The sequence below is a fragment of the Sphaerisporangium sp. NPDC051017 genome, from assembly GCF_040683095.1.
Taxonomy (GTDB): Bacteria; Actinomycetota; Actinomycetes; order Streptosporangiales; family Streptosporangiaceae; genus Sphaerisporangium.
Genome location: NZ_JBFBCI010000002.1, coordinates 80,250 through 97,043, shown reverse-complemented (window position 1 = coordinate 97,043; position 16,794 = coordinate 80,250). Strand labels below are relative to the sequence as shown.

The window sequence follows — 16,794 nt, the reverse complement described above, 5'->3', positions numbered from 1 at the left end:
GGTGTGGCGGCGCGACCGTCACACCCGTGGCACGGGGCCCGCGCGTGAGCGGCCCGTTTGCCGCCCGGCTCACGGGTATGGGGTCCTCGTGACCGTCGAACCGCGCGTGAGCGGCCCCGCCGAGCCGGGGATCCTGCGCAGGCGCCGGGGCCGCGGCCTGAGCCATGAGCGGCCCGGCGGGCGCCCGGTCGTGACCGCCGGGCCGTCCGTATCAGGGTGCCGGTGATCCCGCCCGCCGTGACGGACGCGCCGGCCCCCGCGTGATCAGCGCCTGGGCCGCACGATCGAGAGGCGCTCACCGAGCTCGGCGCCGACGCCGGCTACGGACGGCCGGCCACCCGCGGCGGCGTGGAGCGGGCGCTCATCGCGCTGTCGCGCCGTACCCCGCCGAGCACAGAAAGGGAAACGCCATGACCGACCTGAAGGAAGCCCGGCCCGTCACCAACCCGTACGCCTCACTGTCGACCGCCGAGCTGATCAAGCACCTGTCCGAGGAAGTGTCCCGGCTCGTGCGCGACGAGATCAGGCTGGCGTCGCTGGAGCTGAGCCGTAAGGGCAGGCGCGCCGGCCTCGGCGCCGGGCTGTTCGGCGGCGCCGGAGTGATGGCGCTGTACGGCGGCGGCGCGCTGGTCGCCACGGCGATCCTGGCGCTCGCGCTCGTGCTCCCCGGATGGCTCGCCGCCCTCATCGTCGGGGTCGCGGTGCTGATCGTGACCGGCGTGATGGCGCTGGTCGGCAAGCAGCAGATGAGCAGGGCCACGCCGCCCCTCCCCGAGGAGGCCATCAGAAGCCTGAAGGCCGACGTCGACGTCCTGAAGGAGAGTGCGCACCGATGACAGAGAGAGACCCGATCGGGACCCCGTACCGTCCCACGGCCGGAGAGGTCGGCCTGCACCGGCAGGAACCCGGCACGGCCAACCTCGCCTCCATGGAGCAGTCGCTGAACGTCCCGCAGGTGCACGTGCCGCCGAAGCCGTACGTCAAGCCCGTGGTCAGCCACGGCCGAGGCGACCCCCTCGCCGGGCTGTCGCAGTCGTCGCTCGGGCCCCGCCCGGAGGCGCCGCCCGAGTACGTCGAGCACGAGCCCGTCCACCATCCGCAGGTCTACTGGTCGGAGGAGGACCGGCTGCGGGACGAGATCTACCGCACCCGGGAGGAACTCGGCCTCACCGTCGAGGCCCTCGCGCAGAAGGTGGACGTCAGGGCGCGGGCGCGGCGGACGATGGCCGTGACGAAGGAGAAGGCGTCCGGTATGGCGGGACGGGTCCGCGGCGCCACCGCGGACCGGGCCGGCACGGTCATGTCCGGACCGGTGCGGAAAGCGGCCTGCCGCGTCTCCGACGAGGCCAGGCGCCGTCCCGCCGTGCTGATCGTCCTCGGCGCGGCCACCATGATCGGCGCGGCCTGGGCGAACTGGACGGCGCGGCGCCCGCGCGCCCGGATGAGACGCCGCCATCGGTGAGCTCGGCGGCGGCGCCGGGGGTGCGGAACCCCCGGCGCCGCGTCATGGAACCGCCCGAGAAGCTGAAGAAGAGGGAAACGGCAGGTCATCGACGGCATGTCGCCGTTGGCGGCGCTCCCTGACGGGCAAGGTCCGGATGTACCGCACGTCACGGTGACGGCGTCCCGGGACGCGCCGCCGTTCCACCCTGTTCCCACGCTTTGTTCCCACGTTTCTATGAGGTGAATGACATGCCGCTTCACCCCAACATTGACCCCGAACTCGCCGAGGGCCTGGAACGCGCGTTCCTGCCGCCGGTCGACCTCGCCCGGATGTCGCCGGCGGACCTGCCGGGCGTGCGCGGCCGGATGCGCGAGGCCTTCACCGCCATGCCGCCCGCCGCCGTGCCGGGCGTCGAGACCGAGGACCGCATGATCCCGGGACCGGACGGCGACCCCGACCTGCGGGTGCGCGTCCACCGCCCCGCCGGGCGCTGCGGGCCGCTGCCCGTCCTGTACTGGATGCACGGCGGCGGCATGGTGCTCGGCCTGGTCGAGATGGACGACGCCATCCTGGCGCGCTACATCCGCGACGTCGGCTGCGTGGTGGTGTCGGTCGAGTACCGGCTGGCCCCCGAGCACCCGCATCCGGCGCCCGTCGAGGACTGCTATGCCGGCCTGGTGTGGACGGCGAAGAACGCGGGCGAGCTCGGCGTCGACCCCGACCGCGTCGCCGTCGGAGGTTCCAGCGCCGGGGGCGGCCTGGCGGCGGGCACCGTGCTGCTCGCCCGCGACCGGGGAGGGCCGGCGGTGTCCTTCCAGTTCCTGCTCTCGCCCATGCTCGACGACCGCAACGACACCCCCTCCAGCCGGGAGTTCGAGGAGGCCGTCATGTGGAACCGCGGGGAGAACATCTTCGGGTGGACGGCGCTGCTGGGCGAGGCCGTCGGGACCGCCGCCGTGCCGGCGTACGCCGCGCCCGCCCGCGCCGCCGACCTGTCGGGGCTGCCGCCGAGCTACATCGACGTCGGCGAGCTGGAGGTCTTCCGCGACGAGTGCGCCGACTACGCGCAGAGGCTGCTGCGGGCGGGCGTCTCGACCGAGTTCCACATCTTTCCCGGCGCCTTCCACGGCTTCGACGCCATACTGCCCGACGCCGGGGTCAGCGTGCGCGCGGTCGAGGGACGGGTGGCCGCGCTGCGCCGGGCGCTGGCCGGTTTGGTCTGAGGCGGTCTGGTCTGAGGCGGCCGGGTCTGAGCCGGCCGTCGCTCACTCGACCTCGGCGCTGCCGCTGACCCGCAGCTTGCGCCGCGCGCGCTCGTAGAACGTGGTCGTGCCGAGCCGCACGACGTGACCGGCGGCGCGCACGGCGCCGGCGGTCACGCGGTCGCCCGCCGTGAGGCGCCCCTGCACGGCGCCGTCGACCTCGACGGCGAGCTCACCGCTCGTCGGCAGCAGCTCCAGCACGACGTGCTCGTCGGCAGAGAGCACGAGCGCCCGGTTGAACGTGGAGTGGGCCGCCGACGGCACGACCAGGAAGCCCTCGACCAGCGGGGACACGATCGGCCCCCCGGCCGAGAAGTTGTAGGCGGTCGACCCGGTGGACGTCGCCACGATCACCGCGTCGGAGGCGTAGCGGACGAACGGGTGGCCCTCGACCGAGATGGACACGGCCGCCAGGCGGTCGCCGGGGATGCGCACCAGGGCGATGTCGTTGAACGCCGTGACCGCAATGCCGCCGGGCAGGGTCGCCCGCACGGCCATGCGCGGCTCGACGGTGAACTCGTGGTTGTCGATCGCCGACAACGCCGGGGGCAGGTCCTCGACGTCGATCTCGGCGAGAAAGCCCAGCCTGCCGAGGTTGACGCCGAGCACGGGGGTGGAGCGCCCGGTCAGCAGGCGCATGGTGCGCAGCATCGTGCCGTCGCCGCCCAGGCTGACCAGCAGGTCGGCGCGGTCGACGAGCGCGTGGGCGTCGACGGCCCGCGCGCTGCAGTCGATGCGGCCGACCTCGTCCGGCAGGCCGAGCACCGTGACGTCCCTGGCGCGCGCCCACTCGACGATGGTGTCGATGGCCTCTTTGGAGTCGCGCTGAGGGTGGAGCACCAGCCCGACGGTCTTGACCATGCCCATGAGGCCACTGTACGGGGACCGGTGCGTGGCAGGGGCCGCTGACGGAGGGGTCGCTCGCTTACGATGGAGGGCGCGCGCGGGCTTTCGCGAGCAGACACCACGGATGGGCGGTCCGAGCCCGGGTGCTGTCCGGAAGCGGTCACTTTCTGAGGGGCGAACACCCTTTGCGGCCCATGGCTCTTAACGCCAGAACGCTCATGTGGGCCCAATCCGTGTAGTCGGCGATGCCCCGGCGCGCCCGCAGGCGTCGTCCGGGCACGAATTTTCGGGGGCCGGAGGCGGCCGGCGGCCCGGTCATGCGCTGGTAGGCGCTCTGATAATGGGGTCGGGGTCTGAAACGGCTAAGTTACGTCAAGGGTCGGCCAATGCATCGTCCTGTTCTCTGAGTGGGATGCGGGGGAAACCGGGTATATTCTTGAGGTGTCAAACTAAGCCCTGTGAAAGGAGTGGGAGATGGCCACACAGATCCAGACGCTACTCATCGACGACCTGGAAGGCGGCGAAGCAAAAGAGACCGTGTCCTTCGCGATTGACGGCACCAGCTACGAGATCGACCTGAACGACAAAAACGCCAGGAATCTCCGCGAGGCCCTTACGCCTTTCGTCTCCAGCGCCCGCCGGGCCGAGGGCGCGCCCGCCCGGGGCCGCAAGCGCGGCGCCGCCCAGCGCCCCTCTCGCGACAAAAGCTCCGAGATCCGGGCTTGGGCCAAGGCGCATGGGCTGAACGTCAGCGAGCGGGGCCGGATCGCCTCGCACATCGTGGCCCAGTACGAAGCGGCACAGTGAATGATTAACCCCGCACACCGTCATTAGCCATCCGGCGAGCATGTGATCCTCCACCGGGTACATGTCTCGCGGACCGTCTTTGCGCGGCAGTGCTCACACCGGGCGATGGCCGCCGAGGCAACGAGGCGGCCGAGCGCGGCTCTCGCTCTCCGCCGGCCCGACCACCCCTCTGGCCTGCGGAGTCGCGATGCTCCGGGGGCGGGCGCCCCGGGCCGATCTTCCGCCATGTAGTGCTGACTTCACCGAATTGTCGTGATGAGCACTTTTCCTTACCAGGCCGGTGTGTTACCACGCCGGCCGCCGATCTCCGTGTAGTTCCCGGAAAACGTGAGCGGGTGTCGCGCATCGCCGCGGCTCGCTGTTTCCCTCGCATAACGCCCGCCGCGCCGGCGATCACATGTTCACGAGAGTTCCGTGCACCGGGCGCGGCGTATGCGGGTGGCTCCGCCCAGAAATCATGGAGACGTAGCGGTACTTGACGGGCGGGCGGAAGTACGCCAGTATCGGGCGCCCGCCTCTTGCGTACTCGCCATGGCCGGTGCGGCGGTGGCCAAGTTCGGCCGAAGGGTCTCCCGGCCGCCGGATCCGCAATCTAATGGCCGTCCGAGGCGCCGATTGTCCGGTTCATTTCGCTGGACCGTAACAATCATGCCCTCAGGGGCCGGCTCGCGTGACCGGCGCCGGTCATTCGCCGGGGCGGGGTGTCCGCGCCAATCCTGGACGTTAGGTGTGAGAACGATAAGACAATGCCCTGAGGGAGCGTTTTGGGCTGTTCCGGCTCTCCTCCACCGCGAATCCCGCGCGACCCGTTTGTGACCTTGTGCAGGCGGTGTATGGCGGTATGTCGTACCTTTCTCACTCCTATAAGCGATAGGAGATGGCCGCTCCCGGTCAAGCGGTCGTCAACTCCTCCTCAAGTGCCTCCGGGGTGACGTAGCGACGGATCGGGGTGGGTAGCGATCCGAGCAGTTGTCCCATCAAGGGGGGGAGGGGCATGAATCGTGCTGTTTTGGGGGCGATGGCCGTCGGCGGTATCGGAGTGGGCGTCACCCGATGGCTCACCGCGCGCCGCACCAAGGCCCGGGCCGTCCGCGAGGCGGGCCGTTGGATGATGGTGACGATCAATCGCGGCCCGGACGAGGTCGTGCCGGACGGCCGCCTGCCCGAGCCCTTGGCGCGGCTCGGCGACACCATCGAGGTGCAGGTGCGCGAGGCGCCGGGCGGCCGCGGGACCGAACTCGGTGCCAGACCGCTGAGGCCGGTGCCCGCCGGGGTCGGCGAGGTCCTGGCCCGCCTGGAGGGCGAGGACCCGCGCCAGGCCGTGCGCCGAGCCCTGCGCCAGGCGAAGTGCCTGATCGAGACGGGGGAGGTGCTGCGCCCCGACGAGTGGCCCGAGCGCCTCACGCCCACCGGCCGGATCGTGGATCTCGCCGCGCAGCGCGCCGGTGGGGAGGGGCGGCTGTGAAGGCGCTGTGCTGGCAGGGCGTGAACGAGCTCTCCGTCGAGCGCGTCCCCGACCCGCGCATCCTCAACGCCCAGGACGCGATCGTCAAAGTCCTGCTGACCACCACCTGCGGATCCGACCTGCACCTACTGGGCGGCTACATCCCGTCCATGCGCGCCGGCGACGTGATCGGTCACGAGTTCATCGGCCAGATCGTCGAGGTCGGCTCGGAGGTCCGCCGCCACAAGGTGGGCGACCGCGTGGTCGTGTGCTCGGTCATCGGCTGCGGCCGGTGCTGGCACTGCGAGCACGACATGTGGTCGCTGTGCGAGAACAGCAACGTCGAGCCCGCCCTCACCGAGATGATGTGGGGCAGCGACCCCGCCGGCGTCTTCGGCTACTCCCACGCCCTCGGCGGGTACCGGGGCAGCCACGCCGAGTACGTCCGCGTCCCGTTCGTGGACTACGGCGCGTTCTCGGTGCCCGACGGCGTGGACGACATGAACGCCCTGTTCGCCTCGGACGCCGCCCCCACCGGGTGGATGGGCGCCGATCTCGGCGGGGTGCGTCCCGGCGACGTGGTGGCGGTGTGGGGGTGCGGCGGGGTCGGCCAGATGGCGGCGCGGGCCGCGATCCTGCTCGGCGCGGACCGCGTGATCGCCATCGACCGGTACCCCGAGCGCCTGGCGATGGCCGAACGCCACGTCGGGGCCGAGACCATCGACTACACCCGCACCGACGTCATCGCCGAACTCAAGGAACGCAGCGGCGGGCGCGGCCCGGACGTCTGCATCGAGGCCGTCGGCCTGGAGGCCGAGACCGGGGGGCCGCGGACCATGTACGACATGGCCAGGCAGCGGCTCGGCCTGGAGCTCGACCGTCCGTTCGCGGTGCGGGAGGCCGTCTACGCCTGCCGCAAGGGCGGGTCGGTGTTCATCCTCGGCGTCTTCGCCGGGCTCGTCGACAGGTTCCCGCTCGGCGCGATCATGAACAAGGGGCTCACCGTCCGAGGCGCGCAGCAGCACGGGCAGCGCTACATCCCGAGGCTGCTCGACCTGATCGACAAGGGGGAGTTGCGCACGGCCCACCTCGCCACACACACGATGACGCTGGACGAGGCGCCGAAGGGCTACGACCTGTTCAGGAACAAGAAGGACGGCTGCGTGCGGGCGGTCTTCCGTCCCTGGGCGTAGAGGGCGGCCGCCGGGCGCGTGTCGTGTCCGGCGAGGCCCGGCCGAGCCGTCCTGCGCTGAGCACGCCTCCTGCGGCCGAGCCGAAGGTCCCCGCGGCCAGGGACCTTCGGCGCTGACGGCGCCCACGTCCCCGGCGAGATGCTCGAAACAGGGGCGAGCCGGGGAGGCGGTGACGGTCATGCGCGTCGAGGACGTCATGGGCAGGGTGGCGATCGCCGTCCGGCCGGAGACGTCGTTCGCCGATCTCGTCGCGACCATGCGCCGCTTCAAGGTGGGCGCCGTCGCGGTGATCGACGCGGACCGCCGGCCGGTGGGGATGGTCTCGGCCCACGACCTGCTGCTCAAGGAGATCGAGGAGCCCGGCCACCGCCGGGTGTTCGAGGGCCGCGCGCGCCGCGCGGAGCGGGCCAAGGCCGCCGGCGGCACGGCGGGCCAGCTCATGACCACGCCTCCGATCACCGTCACCGCGCGGACGACGGTCAGGGAGGCCGCCCGGATCATGCACGACCACCACGTCCGGCAGCTCCCCGTGGTCGGCGAGGACGACGGGAAGATCGTCGGCACGGTGCACCAGTCCGACCTGCTCAAGATCTTCGCCCGCCCGCCCGAGGAGGTGCGCGCCGACGTCGAGGACGCGCTGGCCCGGGCGGGAGTCGACCCGCGCGCGGTGTCGATCCGGGTCGAGCCCGGACTGGTGTCGCTGCGCGGAGTCGTCCCGAGGCGCTCGCAGATCGCGGCGGCGGTCGACGGCGTGCGGGCGGTCGACGGCGTGATCGAGGTCGACGACCGGCTGTCCTACGAGACCGACGACCTCGTCACCGTGCCTCCTCTGTTCATGTGACCGGCTCGCGACGCGCCGGAGGTGTGCCATGTCCGGAACGATCGTCGTCGGCATAGACGGCTCGCCGTCGGCGGCGGCCGCCCTGGACTGGGCGGCCGACGAGGCCCGGCGCGTGGGGGCCCGGCTGAGGATCGTCCACGTGCGCGAGCCCTGGTCCTACCAGTTGCCGCCCCGGGCGGGCGCCCGCGACCCGGACTCCCTCACGGATTTCTGGCAGGGCGCGCTCGCCGCCGCCGTCGACCGGGTGCACGGCCACACCCCCGGGATCGACGTGAGCGCCGCGCTGGTCTTCGGCGCGGCCGCCGAGAGGCTCGCCACCGAGTCCGAGGGCGCCGACGAGCTGATCCTGGGCAGCAAGGGGCTCGGCGGCCTGCCCGGGATGGTGCTGGGCTCGACGGGACGGTCGGTGGCGGGGCGCGCCGAGGGGCCGGTGATCGTCGTGCGCCGCTCCGGGCCCGCCCGGCACGGCGCGGTCGTCGCCGGCTTCGACGGGACGGAGGAGTCCGAGGCCGCCCTGGACTTCGCCCTCGCACAGGCGCGGGCGCGCGGGGCGCACGCGCACGTCGTGTACGCCTGGTACACCCCGCCGTTCACGCCGTACGCGACCCTCTTCGCGGGCGGGGTGCACGAGGCGCTCGACGAGGAGTCCGCGCGGGTCCGCCGGCGCCTGGCGCCGTGGCAGGAGCGCTACCCCGACGTGCGGATGACCGGCACGGCCGTCCGCGGGCATCCCGTCCCGGCGCTCGTGGACGCCTCCCGGGACGCCGACCTGGTCGTCGTCGGGTCCCCGCCCGCGGGCCCGCCCGGCTCGGCGTTCGCGGGGTCGGTCGGCCAGGGCGTCCTGCGCCACGCCCGCTGCCCGGTCGCGATCGTCCGCCCGCGCCGTCACGCCTGAGGACACCGTCTGAGGACGTACGTCTGAGGACGTACGCCTGAGGACGCCGACACGCCCGAGGTGCCGTCACGGCTGAGGATCGAGGGGGATCCGCCAGGTCACGCGGGTGCCGGACGCTCCGGTGCGGACGGCTTCGAAGGTGCCGCCGAGCCGTGCGGCGCGGTCGGCGAGGTTGCGCAGGCCGCTGCGGCGGCCCTCCGGCGGCAGGCCGACCCCGTCGTCCTCGACGAGGAGCGTGAGCCGCCCGCCCCCGACCTCCAGCGTCACCCCGGCGCGGGAGGCGCCGGCGTGCCTGACCACGTTGGACAGCGCCTCGCGCAGCACCGCCAGCAGGTGCTCGGCCTGTTCCGCGGAGACCGCGGTGTCGATCAGGCCCTCCATGCGCAGGCCGGGCGTGAAGCCGAGGTGGCCGCGCGCCCCCTCCACCAGCTCCACGACGCGGGCGCGCAGCGTCGTGGCGGGCTCCTCGGGAGGGGTCTGCAGCGCGAAGATCGTCGAGCGGATCTGGCGGATCGTGCCGTCCAGTTCGTCGATGGCGTGCTGGATCCGCGAGGCCGCCTCGGGCCGTTCCACCAGCCGCACCGCGCTCATCAGCGTCATGGCGACGGCGAACAGGCGCTGGATGACGACGTCGTGCAGGTCCTTGGCGATGCGGTCGCGGTCCTCCAGCAGGCCGAGCCGCTCGGCGTCCTGGCGGGCCTCGGCGAGCTCCAGCGCGATGGACGCCTGCCCGGCGAAGGAGTGCAGCATGCGCACGTCCGAGCGGCTGAACGGGATGCGGCCCGACCGTTTGCCCAGGGAGAGCACGCCGCGGACGGCTCCGGCGGCGCCGAGCGGCACGGCCACGGCCGGGCCGACGCGCAGCTCGCCGGAGATCACCGCGGGGATCTCCCAATCGGCCAGGTCGGTCACCACCACCGGCTCCCCGCCGGTGAAGGCGCGGCCGGACAGCGAGTCGGCGACGACCACCTCGACGGCGGCCACGTCCTCGACGGCCACCCCGTCGGCGATCGTGACGCGCAGCTTCTCGCCCCCGGCGGCCGGGAGCAGCACGACCGCGACGTCGGCGCCGGCCATCTCGCGCGCCCGGCGGGCCACCAGCGTGAGCACGTCGCGCGAGTCGGCCCCCGACAGCAGGCTGGTGGTGACCTCGGAGGACGCCTGCAGCCAGGCCTCGCGCCCGCGGGTCTCCTCGTACATGCGGGCGTTCTCGATCGCGACCCCGGCCGCGGTGGCCAGGGCGATCACGATCGCCTCGTCCTCCTCCTCGAACGCGCCCCCGCCGCGCTTCTCGGTGAGGTAGAGGATGCCGAAGACCTCGCCGCGGACGCGGATCGGCACGCCGAGGAACGAGCCCATCGGCGGGTGGCCGGGCGGGAACCCGTAGGACTCGGGGTGGTCGGCGATGTGGTGCAGCCGCAGCGGGTGGGGCTCCTTGATGAGCAGCCCGAGCAGGCCGAGGCCGTGCGGCCAGTGCTCGATGCCGGCGATCTCGTCCTCGGACAGGCCGACGGGGACGAACTGGATCAGCGTGTCGCCCTCGCCGATGAGGCCGAGGGCGCCATAGGTCGCGTCGACGAGAGTGGTGGCGGTCTCCACGATGCGGCGCAGCACCGTCTCGAGATCCAGGTTGCTGCCGACAGCGACGACCGCGTCGAGCAGGGCGTGCACCCGGTCGCGGGTCGCGAGCACCGCGTCGAGCCGGACCTGGAGCTCCGACAGCAGTTCGTCGAGCCGCATGTGCGGCATCAACGAACGCGGCTGGACGTCCGCCATACAAGGAGTGTCCCACGACACGCCTCACTCGAATCCGGATGAAAGCCTCATATAGGACATTTGCGCAAAGATCAGGGCGCGCTTGACCGCCGCCGTGCTTCCCCGGCGGTTCTGGCGGCCCCGGCCTCCGGGTTCATCCGGGCTCGTCGCGGCGGCCGGACCTGAGGCGGGCGGCCAGGGCCGCCGCCTGCGTGCGGCGCTGCATGTCCAGCTTGGCCAGAAGGTTCGACACGTAGTTCTTGACCGTCTTCTCCGCCAGGAACAGCCGCTCGCCGATCTGCCGGTTGGTCAGGCCCTCGCCGATCAGCTCCAGGATGTGCCGCTCCTGCCCGGTCAGCGCGGCCAGCGGGTCGCGCGCGGCGGCCTGGTCGCGCAGGTGGCGGAGCATGGACGCGGTACTCTGCGGGTCCAGCAGCGACTGGCCCGCCGCCACCGTCCGCACCGCGCCGACCAGGTCGGACCCGTGGATCTGCTTGAGCACGTACCCCGCCGCGCCCGCCATGATCGCGTCGAACAGCGCCTCCTCGTCGGCGAACGAGGTCAGCATCAGGCACGCGAGCCCCGGCGTCCGCGAGCGGACCTCCCGGCAGACCTCGACCCCGCTGCCGTCGGGCAGTCTCACGTCCAGCACGGCGACGTCCGGCCTGAGCGCGGGGATGCGGGCCACGGCCTGCTCGGCCGTCCCCGCCTCACCGGCGATCTCGATGTCGTCCTCGGCCGTCAGCAGGGCCGCCACGCCGCGCCGGACGACCTCGTGGTCGTCGACCAGGAACACGCGGATCATAGATGGACGCTAACCGCGCGCGACCCGTCCCGGCCAGGGCCGAAGGTCCCGGCCGCGGGCGTGTCGCACGGCGCCTCGCTACGACTGCTTCTCGACCGGCACCCGCTGGGCCTTCGGCTGCTCCTCCGTGAGGGGGATGTCCACCTCCAGGATGCCGTCGTGGTACACGGCCTTGACGTTGTGCTCGTCGGCGTTCGACGGCAGCGAGATGGACCGGCTGAACTCGCCGTACACGAACTCGGTGCGGTGCGGCTCCGACCGCTCCTCCTTGCGCTCGCCGTGTACGGTGAGCACGCCGTTTTCCACGGTCACCTCGACGTCGCTCTCCGGGTCGATCCCCGGCAGCTCGGCGCGGACGATGTAGTGGCCGTCCTTCATGGTGTCCTCGAACCGGACCATCCGCCCGCCGGTGTACGACCTGCCGCCGGAGAACGGCGCCTCCAGCCAGTCCAGCAGGTCGGGTACCAGCCCTCGCGGCTCGCGGCGCGTCGGCACAGACATTGTCGAACCTCCCTGGATCGTCGGGTCGCTCACCTCCATCTGACGCCGGGCGGGGGCTCCCGGTGGAGGGGCCGGAGGTCCCGAACGCCCGGGCCCTTCGGCCCCACCGGCGCCCCGCCCGTAGGCGAGCCCGCCCGCTCAGCCCTGCCTGCCCTGCCCGGCCAGCTGGGCGACGTCCTCGGCCGCGTCGCCGGTCAGCTTGTCGGCGAGGTCGGCCAGCGCGCGGCCGACGGCCAGCTCGTCGCCGATCTCCGGTACGGGCCGGTCGGCCGGGTTGCGCCGCGCGTACCCGACGCTCTCGTGCCGCGTGCCCGTGCGGGTGATGAGGACGGCCCGGGCCCTGGTGAGGTCGTCGTTGTCGTCCTCGAGGATGTGTATCTCCACCGTCCACTGCTTGTGGCGCATGACGCCACCTCCCTGCGGTCTTCCTCCCTCAACCATCTCTCAGGGGTCGCGCGGCCTCGACGCCGCCCCGGGTGTCGTCGTCCGCGGGGGTCGCGGCGGCCAGGCGCAGCGACCGGAGGACGGCTTCCGGAAGCGCGCGCAGGCGGTGTCCGGGCAGTTCGAGGACGGTGACGTCACCGGCCCAGGGCGCGACCTCGTCGACGATCGCGCGCGCCCCCTTCTTGGTGAGGTGGCCGTGGGCGCGGATCAGCCCCTCCCGCCAGACGTTGGCGAGGCGGCCGTGCGCGTTGTCCAGCAGGGCGCGCAGCAGCCGGTCCTCCGGGCCGGCCGGGGGTGGCAGCCGTACCGCGTCGACGACCCCGCCCTCGGCGGTGATCGCGTACAGGACGGACAGCGCGTCGAGGCCGGGCGTCGGGCCCTCGGCCAGGGCGCGGACATGGCGGGCGCGCGTGGCGAGCAGCAGGCGAGGGATCGCGGCGACGAGGCCCGGGGGCACGGCGATGGCCACCCGCGCCGGGGACGAGGCGTACGGCTTGGCGAGCCAGGTGGACAGGCGGGCCCTCGGCGCGCGGGGCGCCACGTCCTTGGGCCAGTCGCCCACCAGCACCTCGAACTCCTCGCCCGAGAGATCAGGGGACGGCCCCGAGGACGGCGGGGACGCGGGATCCGGGGCCGCGGACGCGCGCGCCTCGACCGCCTGCGGGCCCTGGGTGTAGATGGCGGTGCCGTAGCGCTCCACCCGGGCGGCGACGGCCGGGCGGGTCTTGGTGGTGGGCCGCAGGACGTACAGGTCGGCGGCGGAGCCGATGGCCTCCGCGCCGTCGTACCTATTGAAGTCCGGATATATCGCCTCAAGGGCGAGATTGAGATCGACGAGGGACCGCTGCACCTTCAGCGCGAGCATGGGCGTCCGCTCGCTCGCCCCGTACGCCAGCAGCACCCGCCCGTGCTCCGGATCGCGCAGCCCCTCGACGGCGCGCGCCACGAACAGCCCGACGCCCTCGGGCGTGTACGGAGGGTCGGTGATCGCCAGATCGGCCCGCTCACGGGCCGACGGCGGCAGGCCCAGGCGCAGGTCGGCCCAGCGGGTCCGCACGTCCAGCCCGAGGGCCGCCGCGCGGTCGTCGATGTAGGCGAGGATGCGGTCGTCCACGTCCACCACCGTCACCTGCACGCCCGGGTGGATCATCGCCACCGCCAGCGACGTCAGGTCGTGATCGCCCACGCACAGCAGCCGTGAGCCCGGCAGCCAGAACCGCGCGCCCAGCAGCAGCGCCCTGCGCACGACCGTCTCCGGCGTCGCGGACACGTGGTCCAGGACGTGGCGGCCGCGCGGACCGCCCGCGACCAGCTCCGCCATGCGCTCCACCACGCCGGCGTGCCGGGGGAGCAGATGGGCCACGGGGTCGGCGGGGGCGTCGCCTGGCGGCTCGCCGTACGCGCGCGCCTGCCCGGGCGTCAGCCGGAACCGGTCACCGGACCGCTGCGCCCCGGCCTCCCGCAGCAGGGCCTCGATCGCCCGCCGGGAGGTCGCCGTCTCACGGATCAGATCGGCCGGCGTCCACCACGTGCCGTCGGACAGCAGGGCCAGCGCCGCGCGCAGCCGGCGCGCGTCCACCCCCGCCTCGGCCAGCAGCCTGCTCACTCCGTCCGGCTCCATGCGCCAACCCTATCGGCGGCCACCGGCGGCCCCGTTCGCGTCGCGGACGCTCCCGGACGGCGGGCGTGTCCCACCCGGGGCCGGGGCGATCCTGTGGCTAAAATCCCCCGGGGCGACCGACGGGGGGAGTGTGGCCCTGATGCTGCACGGCATAGACGTGTCCAACTGGCAGGGGTCCGTCGACTGGGCGGACCACGCGATCGACGGCGTCGACTTCGGCTTCGCCAAGGCCACCGAGGGCACCGGCTTCACCGACAAGTGGTTCGCCCGCAACTGGGCGGCGATGCGCGAGAACTGGATGGTCTGCGGGGCCTACCACTTCGGGCACCCGAAGGGCGACCCGGACGACCAGGTCCGCCATTTCCTGGACGTGATCGACGCGGCGGGCGGCCTGCGCCGGGGCGACCTGATCGCCCTGGACCTGGAACGCTCCGGGCACCTGCCGCCGCAGGAGGTCGCCGCGTTCGCCCGGCGCTGGTGCCGCGTGATGACCTTGGTCACCGGCGTGCGGCCGATCATCTACACCTTCCTGTCCTTCGCCAGGAAGGGCTACTGCCACGGGCTGGAGGACTACCCGCTGTGGATCGCGGCGCCCAGCCACCCCAAGGGACGCCCGGCCGTGCCGCCGCCCTGGAACCGGTGGACCATCCACCAGTACTCCCACGGCCGCATCGACCGCAACGTCTTCCGGGGCGACCGCGCCCAGCTCACCGCCCTCGGCTTCCAGCCCGACGACGTCCGCCGCAAGGCCTAGCCGGCGCCGTGGCGAGGCGTGGACTGCGCTGTGGCGGAGGCGTGGGCCGCGGGGCCGTGAGGCGCGGGCGGCGGCGAAAATCGACGGCCGTTCCCGGTAGCATCAGCACGACAACGCAGAATCCACACCTTGCGAATTCCTTGGAGTCATCGTGCCTGCCGCCGCAGAAATACGCGTCACCCTCGCCGGAGCCGAGCGTGTGGTCGCGGGCGGCACGACGGCGGGCGAGGTGCTGGAGGCCGACGGCCGCACCGTCATCGCCGCCAAGATCAACGGGCAGCCCCGCGACCTGGCCGCCGAGGTCGCCGACGGCGACGTCGTCGAGCCCGTCACGATCGAGAGCGATGAGGGCCGCGCCATCCTGCGCCACTCCACCGCCCACGTCATGGCGCAGGCCGTGCAGGAGATCTTCCCCGACGCCCGGCTCGGTATCGGCCCGCCCGTCGAGAACGGCTTCTACTACGACTTCGACGTCGAGCACCCCTTCACGCCCGACGATCTGAAGCGCATCGAGAAGCGCATGCGGGAGATCGTCAAGCAGGGGCAGGCCTTCGCCCGGCGCGCCGTCTCCGACGAGGCCGCCCGCGAGGAGCTCGCCGCCGAGCCGTACAAGCTCGAGCTGATCGGCCTCAAGGGCGGCGCGGCCGACGAAGAGAGCGTAGAGGTCGGCGGCGACCAGCTCACGATCTACGACAACCTCGACCCCAAGTCCGGCGAGCTCTGCTGGAAGGACCTGTGCCGGGGGCCGCACCTCCCGTCCACCCGCGTCATCCCCGCGTTCAAGCTGATGCGCTCCGGCGGCGCCTACTGGCGGGGCAGCGAGAAGAACCCCCAGCTCCAGCGCATCTACGGCACCGCCTGGGAGTCGCGCGAGAGGCAGGACGACTACCTCCACCTGCTGGAGGAAGCCGAGAAGCGCGACCACCGCAAGCTGGGCGCCGAGCTCGACCTGTTCTCCTTCCCGGCCGAGCTGGGCTCGGGGCTCGCGGTCTTCCACCCCAAGGGCGGCGTGGTCCGCCGCATCATGGAGGACTACTCCCGGCGCAGGCACGAGGAAGCCGGGTACTCCTTCGTGAACACGCCGCACATCACCAAGGAGAACCTGTACCAGGTCTCCGGCCACCTCGACTGGTACGCCGACGGCATGTTCCCGCCCATGGAGCTCGAGGGCGCGCGCTACTACCTCAAGCCCATGAACTGCCCGATGCACAACCTGATCTTCCGCTCGCGCGGGCGGTCCTACCGCGAGCTGCCGCTGCGGCTGTTCGAGTTCGGCAGTGTCTACCGCTACGAGAAGTCCGGCGTGGTGCACGGCCTCACCCGCGTGCGCGGCATGACGCAGGACGACGCGCACATCTACTGCACCCGCGAGCAGATGCAGGACGAGCTGAAGAGCCTCCTGCGGTTCGTCCTCGGGCTCCTGCGCGACTACGGCCTCGACGACTTCTACCTGGAGCTGTCCACCCGCGACCCCGAGAAGTCCATCGGCAGCGACGCGGTCTGGGAGGAAGCCACCGAGGCGCTGCGCATGGCGGCCCAGGCCGAGAACCTCGAGCTGGTCCTCGACCCCGAGGGCGCGGCCTTCTACGGCCCCAAGATCTCCGTGCAGGCCAAGGACGCCATCGGCCGCACCTGGCAGATGTCCACCATCCAGGTGGACCTCAACCTGCCCGAGCGCTTCGAGCTGGAGTTCCAGGGCGCCGACGGGTCGCGGCAGCGGCCCGTCATGATCCACCGCGCCCTGTTCGGGTCGATCGAGCGGTTCTTCGGCGTCCTCGTCGAGCACTACGCCGGCGCGTTCCCTCCCTGGCTCGCGCCCGTGCAGGCGATCGGCATCCCGATCTCCGACGCCCACGTCCCCTACCTCAACGACGTCGCCAAGCGGCTGCGCGAGCGGGGCATCCGCGTCGAGGTCGACTCCTCGGCCGACCGCATGCAGAAGAAGATCCGCAACGCCCAGAAGTCCAAGGTGCCGTACATGCTCCTCGCCGGTGACGACGACGTCGCCGCCGGCGCGGTCTCCTTCCGCTACCGCAACGGCGACCAGAAGAACGGCGTCCTCCTGGAAGAGGCCATCACCGAGATCACGACCGCCGTGGAGAACCGCCTCCAGGTCTGACCCCGAACCGCCGTGCCGGAGGCGCGCCCATAGGCACTGTTCGGGGTGCGGCGGTGTTCTGGA

16 protein-coding genes are annotated in these 16,794 nt (G+C 72.5%); 10 read left to right on the top strand and 6 right to left on the bottom strand.

The window, feature by feature from the left end:
• The first annotated feature begins 410 nt into the window (after window positions 1-410).
• The 3 genes from AB0M95_RS03060 (at window position 411) to AB0M95_RS03050 (ending at window position 2,667) form a co-directional block, all read left to right on the top strand.
• On the top strand, window positions 411-836 hold the full coding sequence (locus AB0M95_RS03060; protein WP_363758625.1) for a phage holin family protein: 426 nt from the start codon (window positions 411-413) through the stop codon (window positions 834-836).
• Window positions 833-1,462: a DUF3618 domain-containing protein gene (locus tag AB0M95_RS03055; protein WP_363758622.1), complete on the top strand. Its 630-nt coding sequence runs from the start codon at window positions 833-835 to the stop codon at window positions 1,460-1,462. Before AB0M95_RS03060 ends, AB0M95_RS03055 begins: the two co-directional genes overlap by 4 nt.
• A gap of 230 nt (window positions 1,463-1,692) precedes the next feature.
• Complete coding sequence (locus tag AB0M95_RS03050) at window positions 1,693-2,667, top strand: alpha/beta hydrolase (protein WP_363758619.1); 975 nt, start codon at window positions 1,693-1,695, stop codon at window positions 2,665-2,667.
• Between the two features lie 42 nt (window positions 2,668-2,709).
• On the opposite strand, the gene AB0M95_RS03045 is transcribed toward AB0M95_RS03050, so the two are convergent.
• On the bottom strand, window positions 2,710-3,573 hold the full coding sequence (locus tag AB0M95_RS03045; protein ID WP_363758616.1) for an NAD(+)/NADH kinase: 864 nt from the start codon (window positions 3,571-3,573) through the stop codon (window positions 2,710-2,712).
• A gap of 453 nt (window positions 3,574-4,026) precedes the next feature.
• On the opposite strand from AB0M95_RS03045, the gene AB0M95_RS03040 reads away from it, so the two are divergent.
• The 5 genes from AB0M95_RS03040 to AB0M95_RS03020 all read left to right on the top strand — a co-directional run bounded on the left by AB0M95_RS03040 (window position 4,027) and on the right by AB0M95_RS03020 (window position 8,732).
• A complete protein-coding gene (locus AB0M95_RS03040; protein WP_358522425.1) occupies window positions 4,027-4,359 on the top strand; it encodes an Lsr2 family protein in 333 nt (110 codons plus the stop codon).
• A 994-nt stretch (window positions 4,360-5,353) separates the two neighbouring features.
• Entirely contained in the window at window positions 5,354-5,824 is a 471-nt protein-coding gene (locus AB0M95_RS03035; RefSeq protein ID WP_363758613.1) for a hypothetical protein, read from the top strand.
• On the top strand, window positions 5,821-6,996 hold the full coding sequence (locus tag AB0M95_RS03030) for a zinc-dependent alcohol dehydrogenase (RefSeq protein ID WP_363758610.1): 1,176 nt from the start codon (window positions 5,821-5,823) through the stop codon (window positions 6,994-6,996). The genes AB0M95_RS03035 and AB0M95_RS03030 overlap by 4 nt, the downstream gene beginning before the upstream one ends.
• A 178-nt stretch (window positions 6,997-7,174) precedes the next feature.
• Window positions 7,175-7,837, top strand: a complete 663-nt coding sequence (locus AB0M95_RS03025) for a CBS domain-containing protein (RefSeq protein WP_363758607.1) — start codon at window positions 7,175-7,177, stop codon at window positions 7,835-7,837.
• Window positions 7,838-7,865: 28 nt separating this feature from the next.
• Window positions 7,866-8,732: a universal stress protein gene (locus AB0M95_RS03020; protein ID WP_363758604.1), complete on the top strand. Its 867-nt coding sequence runs from the start codon at window positions 7,866-7,868 to the stop codon at window positions 8,730-8,732.
• A 66-nt stretch (window positions 8,733-8,798) separates the two neighbouring features.
• Here AB0M95_RS03020 and AB0M95_RS03015 read toward each other — a convergent pair whose 3' ends face one another.
• The 5 genes from AB0M95_RS03015 to AB0M95_RS02995 form a co-directional block, all read right to left on the bottom strand.
• Entirely contained in the window at window positions 8,799-10,508 is a 1,710-nt protein-coding gene (locus AB0M95_RS03015) for a GAF domain-containing sensor histidine kinase (RefSeq protein ID WP_358522434.1), read from the bottom strand.
• A gap of 133 nt (window positions 10,509-10,641) precedes the next feature.
• Window positions 10,642-11,292, bottom strand: a complete 651-nt coding sequence (locus AB0M95_RS03010) for a response regulator transcription factor (RefSeq protein ID WP_358522436.1) — start codon at window positions 11,290-11,292, stop codon at window positions 10,642-10,644.
• Window positions 11,293-11,370: 78 nt separating this feature from the next.
• The gene (locus AB0M95_RS03005; RefSeq protein WP_363758600.1) at window positions 11,371-11,793 is read right to left on the bottom strand and encodes an Hsp20/alpha crystallin family protein; all 423 of its coding nucleotides are present in this window, start codon (window positions 11,791-11,793) and stop codon (window positions 11,371-11,373) included.
• 138 nt (window positions 11,794-11,931) lie between these two features.
• Complete coding sequence (locus AB0M95_RS03000; protein ID WP_363758597.1) at window positions 11,932-12,198, bottom strand: DUF1876 domain-containing protein; 267 nt, start codon at window positions 12,196-12,198, stop codon at window positions 11,932-11,934.
• 28 nt (window positions 12,199-12,226) lie between these two features.
• Entirely contained in the window at window positions 12,227-13,858 is a 1,632-nt protein-coding gene (locus AB0M95_RS02995; RefSeq protein WP_363758594.1) for a bis-aminopropyl spermidine synthase family protein, read from the bottom strand.
• A 139-nt stretch (window positions 13,859-13,997) separates the two neighbouring features.
• Here AB0M95_RS02995 and AB0M95_RS02990 point away from each other — a divergent pair, with 139 nt between their 5' ends.
• Both AB0M95_RS02990 and thrS read left to right on the top strand, forming a co-directional pair.
• Entirely contained in the window at window positions 13,998-14,612 is a 615-nt protein-coding gene (locus AB0M95_RS02990; protein ID WP_363758591.1) for a glycoside hydrolase family 25 protein, read from the top strand.
• Window positions 14,613-14,763: 151 nt separating this feature from the next.
• A complete protein-coding gene (thrS, locus tag AB0M95_RS02985) occupies window positions 14,764-16,731 on the top strand; it encodes a threonine--tRNA ligase (protein ID WP_363758588.1) in 1,968 nt (655 codons plus the stop codon).
• Window positions 16,732-16,794 lie beyond the last annotated feature (63 nt).

Bases quoted from the DNA above. Each gene is read 5' to 3' on its own strand.
- AB0M95_RS03015 (WP_358522434.1), bottom strand. From the start codon at position 10,508: ATGGCGGACGTCCAGCCGCGTTCGTTGATGCCGCACATGCGGCTCGAC.
- AB0M95_RS03040 (WP_358522425.1), top strand. From the start codon at position 4,027: ATGGCCACACAGATCCAGACGCTACTCATCGACGACCTGGAAGGCGGC.
- AB0M95_RS03010 (WP_358522436.1), bottom strand. From the start codon at position 11,292: ATGATCCGCGTGTTCCTGGTCGACGACCACGAGGTCGTCCGGCGCGGC.
- AB0M95_RS03050 (WP_363758619.1), top strand. From the start codon at position 1,693: ATGCCGCTTCACCCCAACATTGACCCCGAACTCGCCGAGGGCCTGGAA.
- AB0M95_RS03000 (WP_363758597.1), bottom strand. From the start codon at position 12,198: ATGCGCCACAAGCAGTGGACGGTGGAGATACACATCCTCGAGGACGAC.
- AB0M95_RS03045 (WP_363758616.1), bottom strand. From the start codon at position 3,573: ATGGGCATGGTCAAGACCGTCGGGCTGGTGCTCCACCCTCAGCGCGAC.
- AB0M95_RS03060 (WP_363758625.1), top strand. From the start codon at position 411: ATGACCGACCTGAAGGAAGCCCGGCCCGTCACCAACCCGTACGCCTCA.
- AB0M95_RS02995 (WP_363758594.1), bottom strand. From the start codon at position 13,858: ATGGAGCCGGACGGAGTGAGCAGGCTGCTGGCCGAGGCGGGGGTGGAC.
- AB0M95_RS03025 (WP_363758607.1), top strand. From the start codon at position 7,175: ATGCGCGTCGAGGACGTCATGGGCAGGGTGGCGATCGCCGTCCGGCCG.
- AB0M95_RS03005 (WP_363758600.1), bottom strand. From the start codon at position 11,793: ATGTCTGTGCCGACGCGCCGCGAGCCGCGAGGGCTGGTACCCGACCTG.
- AB0M95_RS03035 (WP_363758613.1), top strand. From the start codon at position 5,354: ATGAATCGTGCTGTTTTGGGGGCGATGGCCGTCGGCGGTATCGGAGTG.
- AB0M95_RS03020 (WP_363758604.1), top strand. From the start codon at position 7,866: ATGTCCGGAACGATCGTCGTCGGCATAGACGGCTCGCCGTCGGCGGCG.
- AB0M95_RS03055 (WP_363758622.1), top strand. From the start codon at position 833: ATGACAGAGAGAGACCCGATCGGGACCCCGTACCGTCCCACGGCCGGA.
- AB0M95_RS02990 (WP_363758591.1), top strand. From the start codon at position 13,998: ATGCTGCACGGCATAGACGTGTCCAACTGGCAGGGGTCCGTCGACTGG.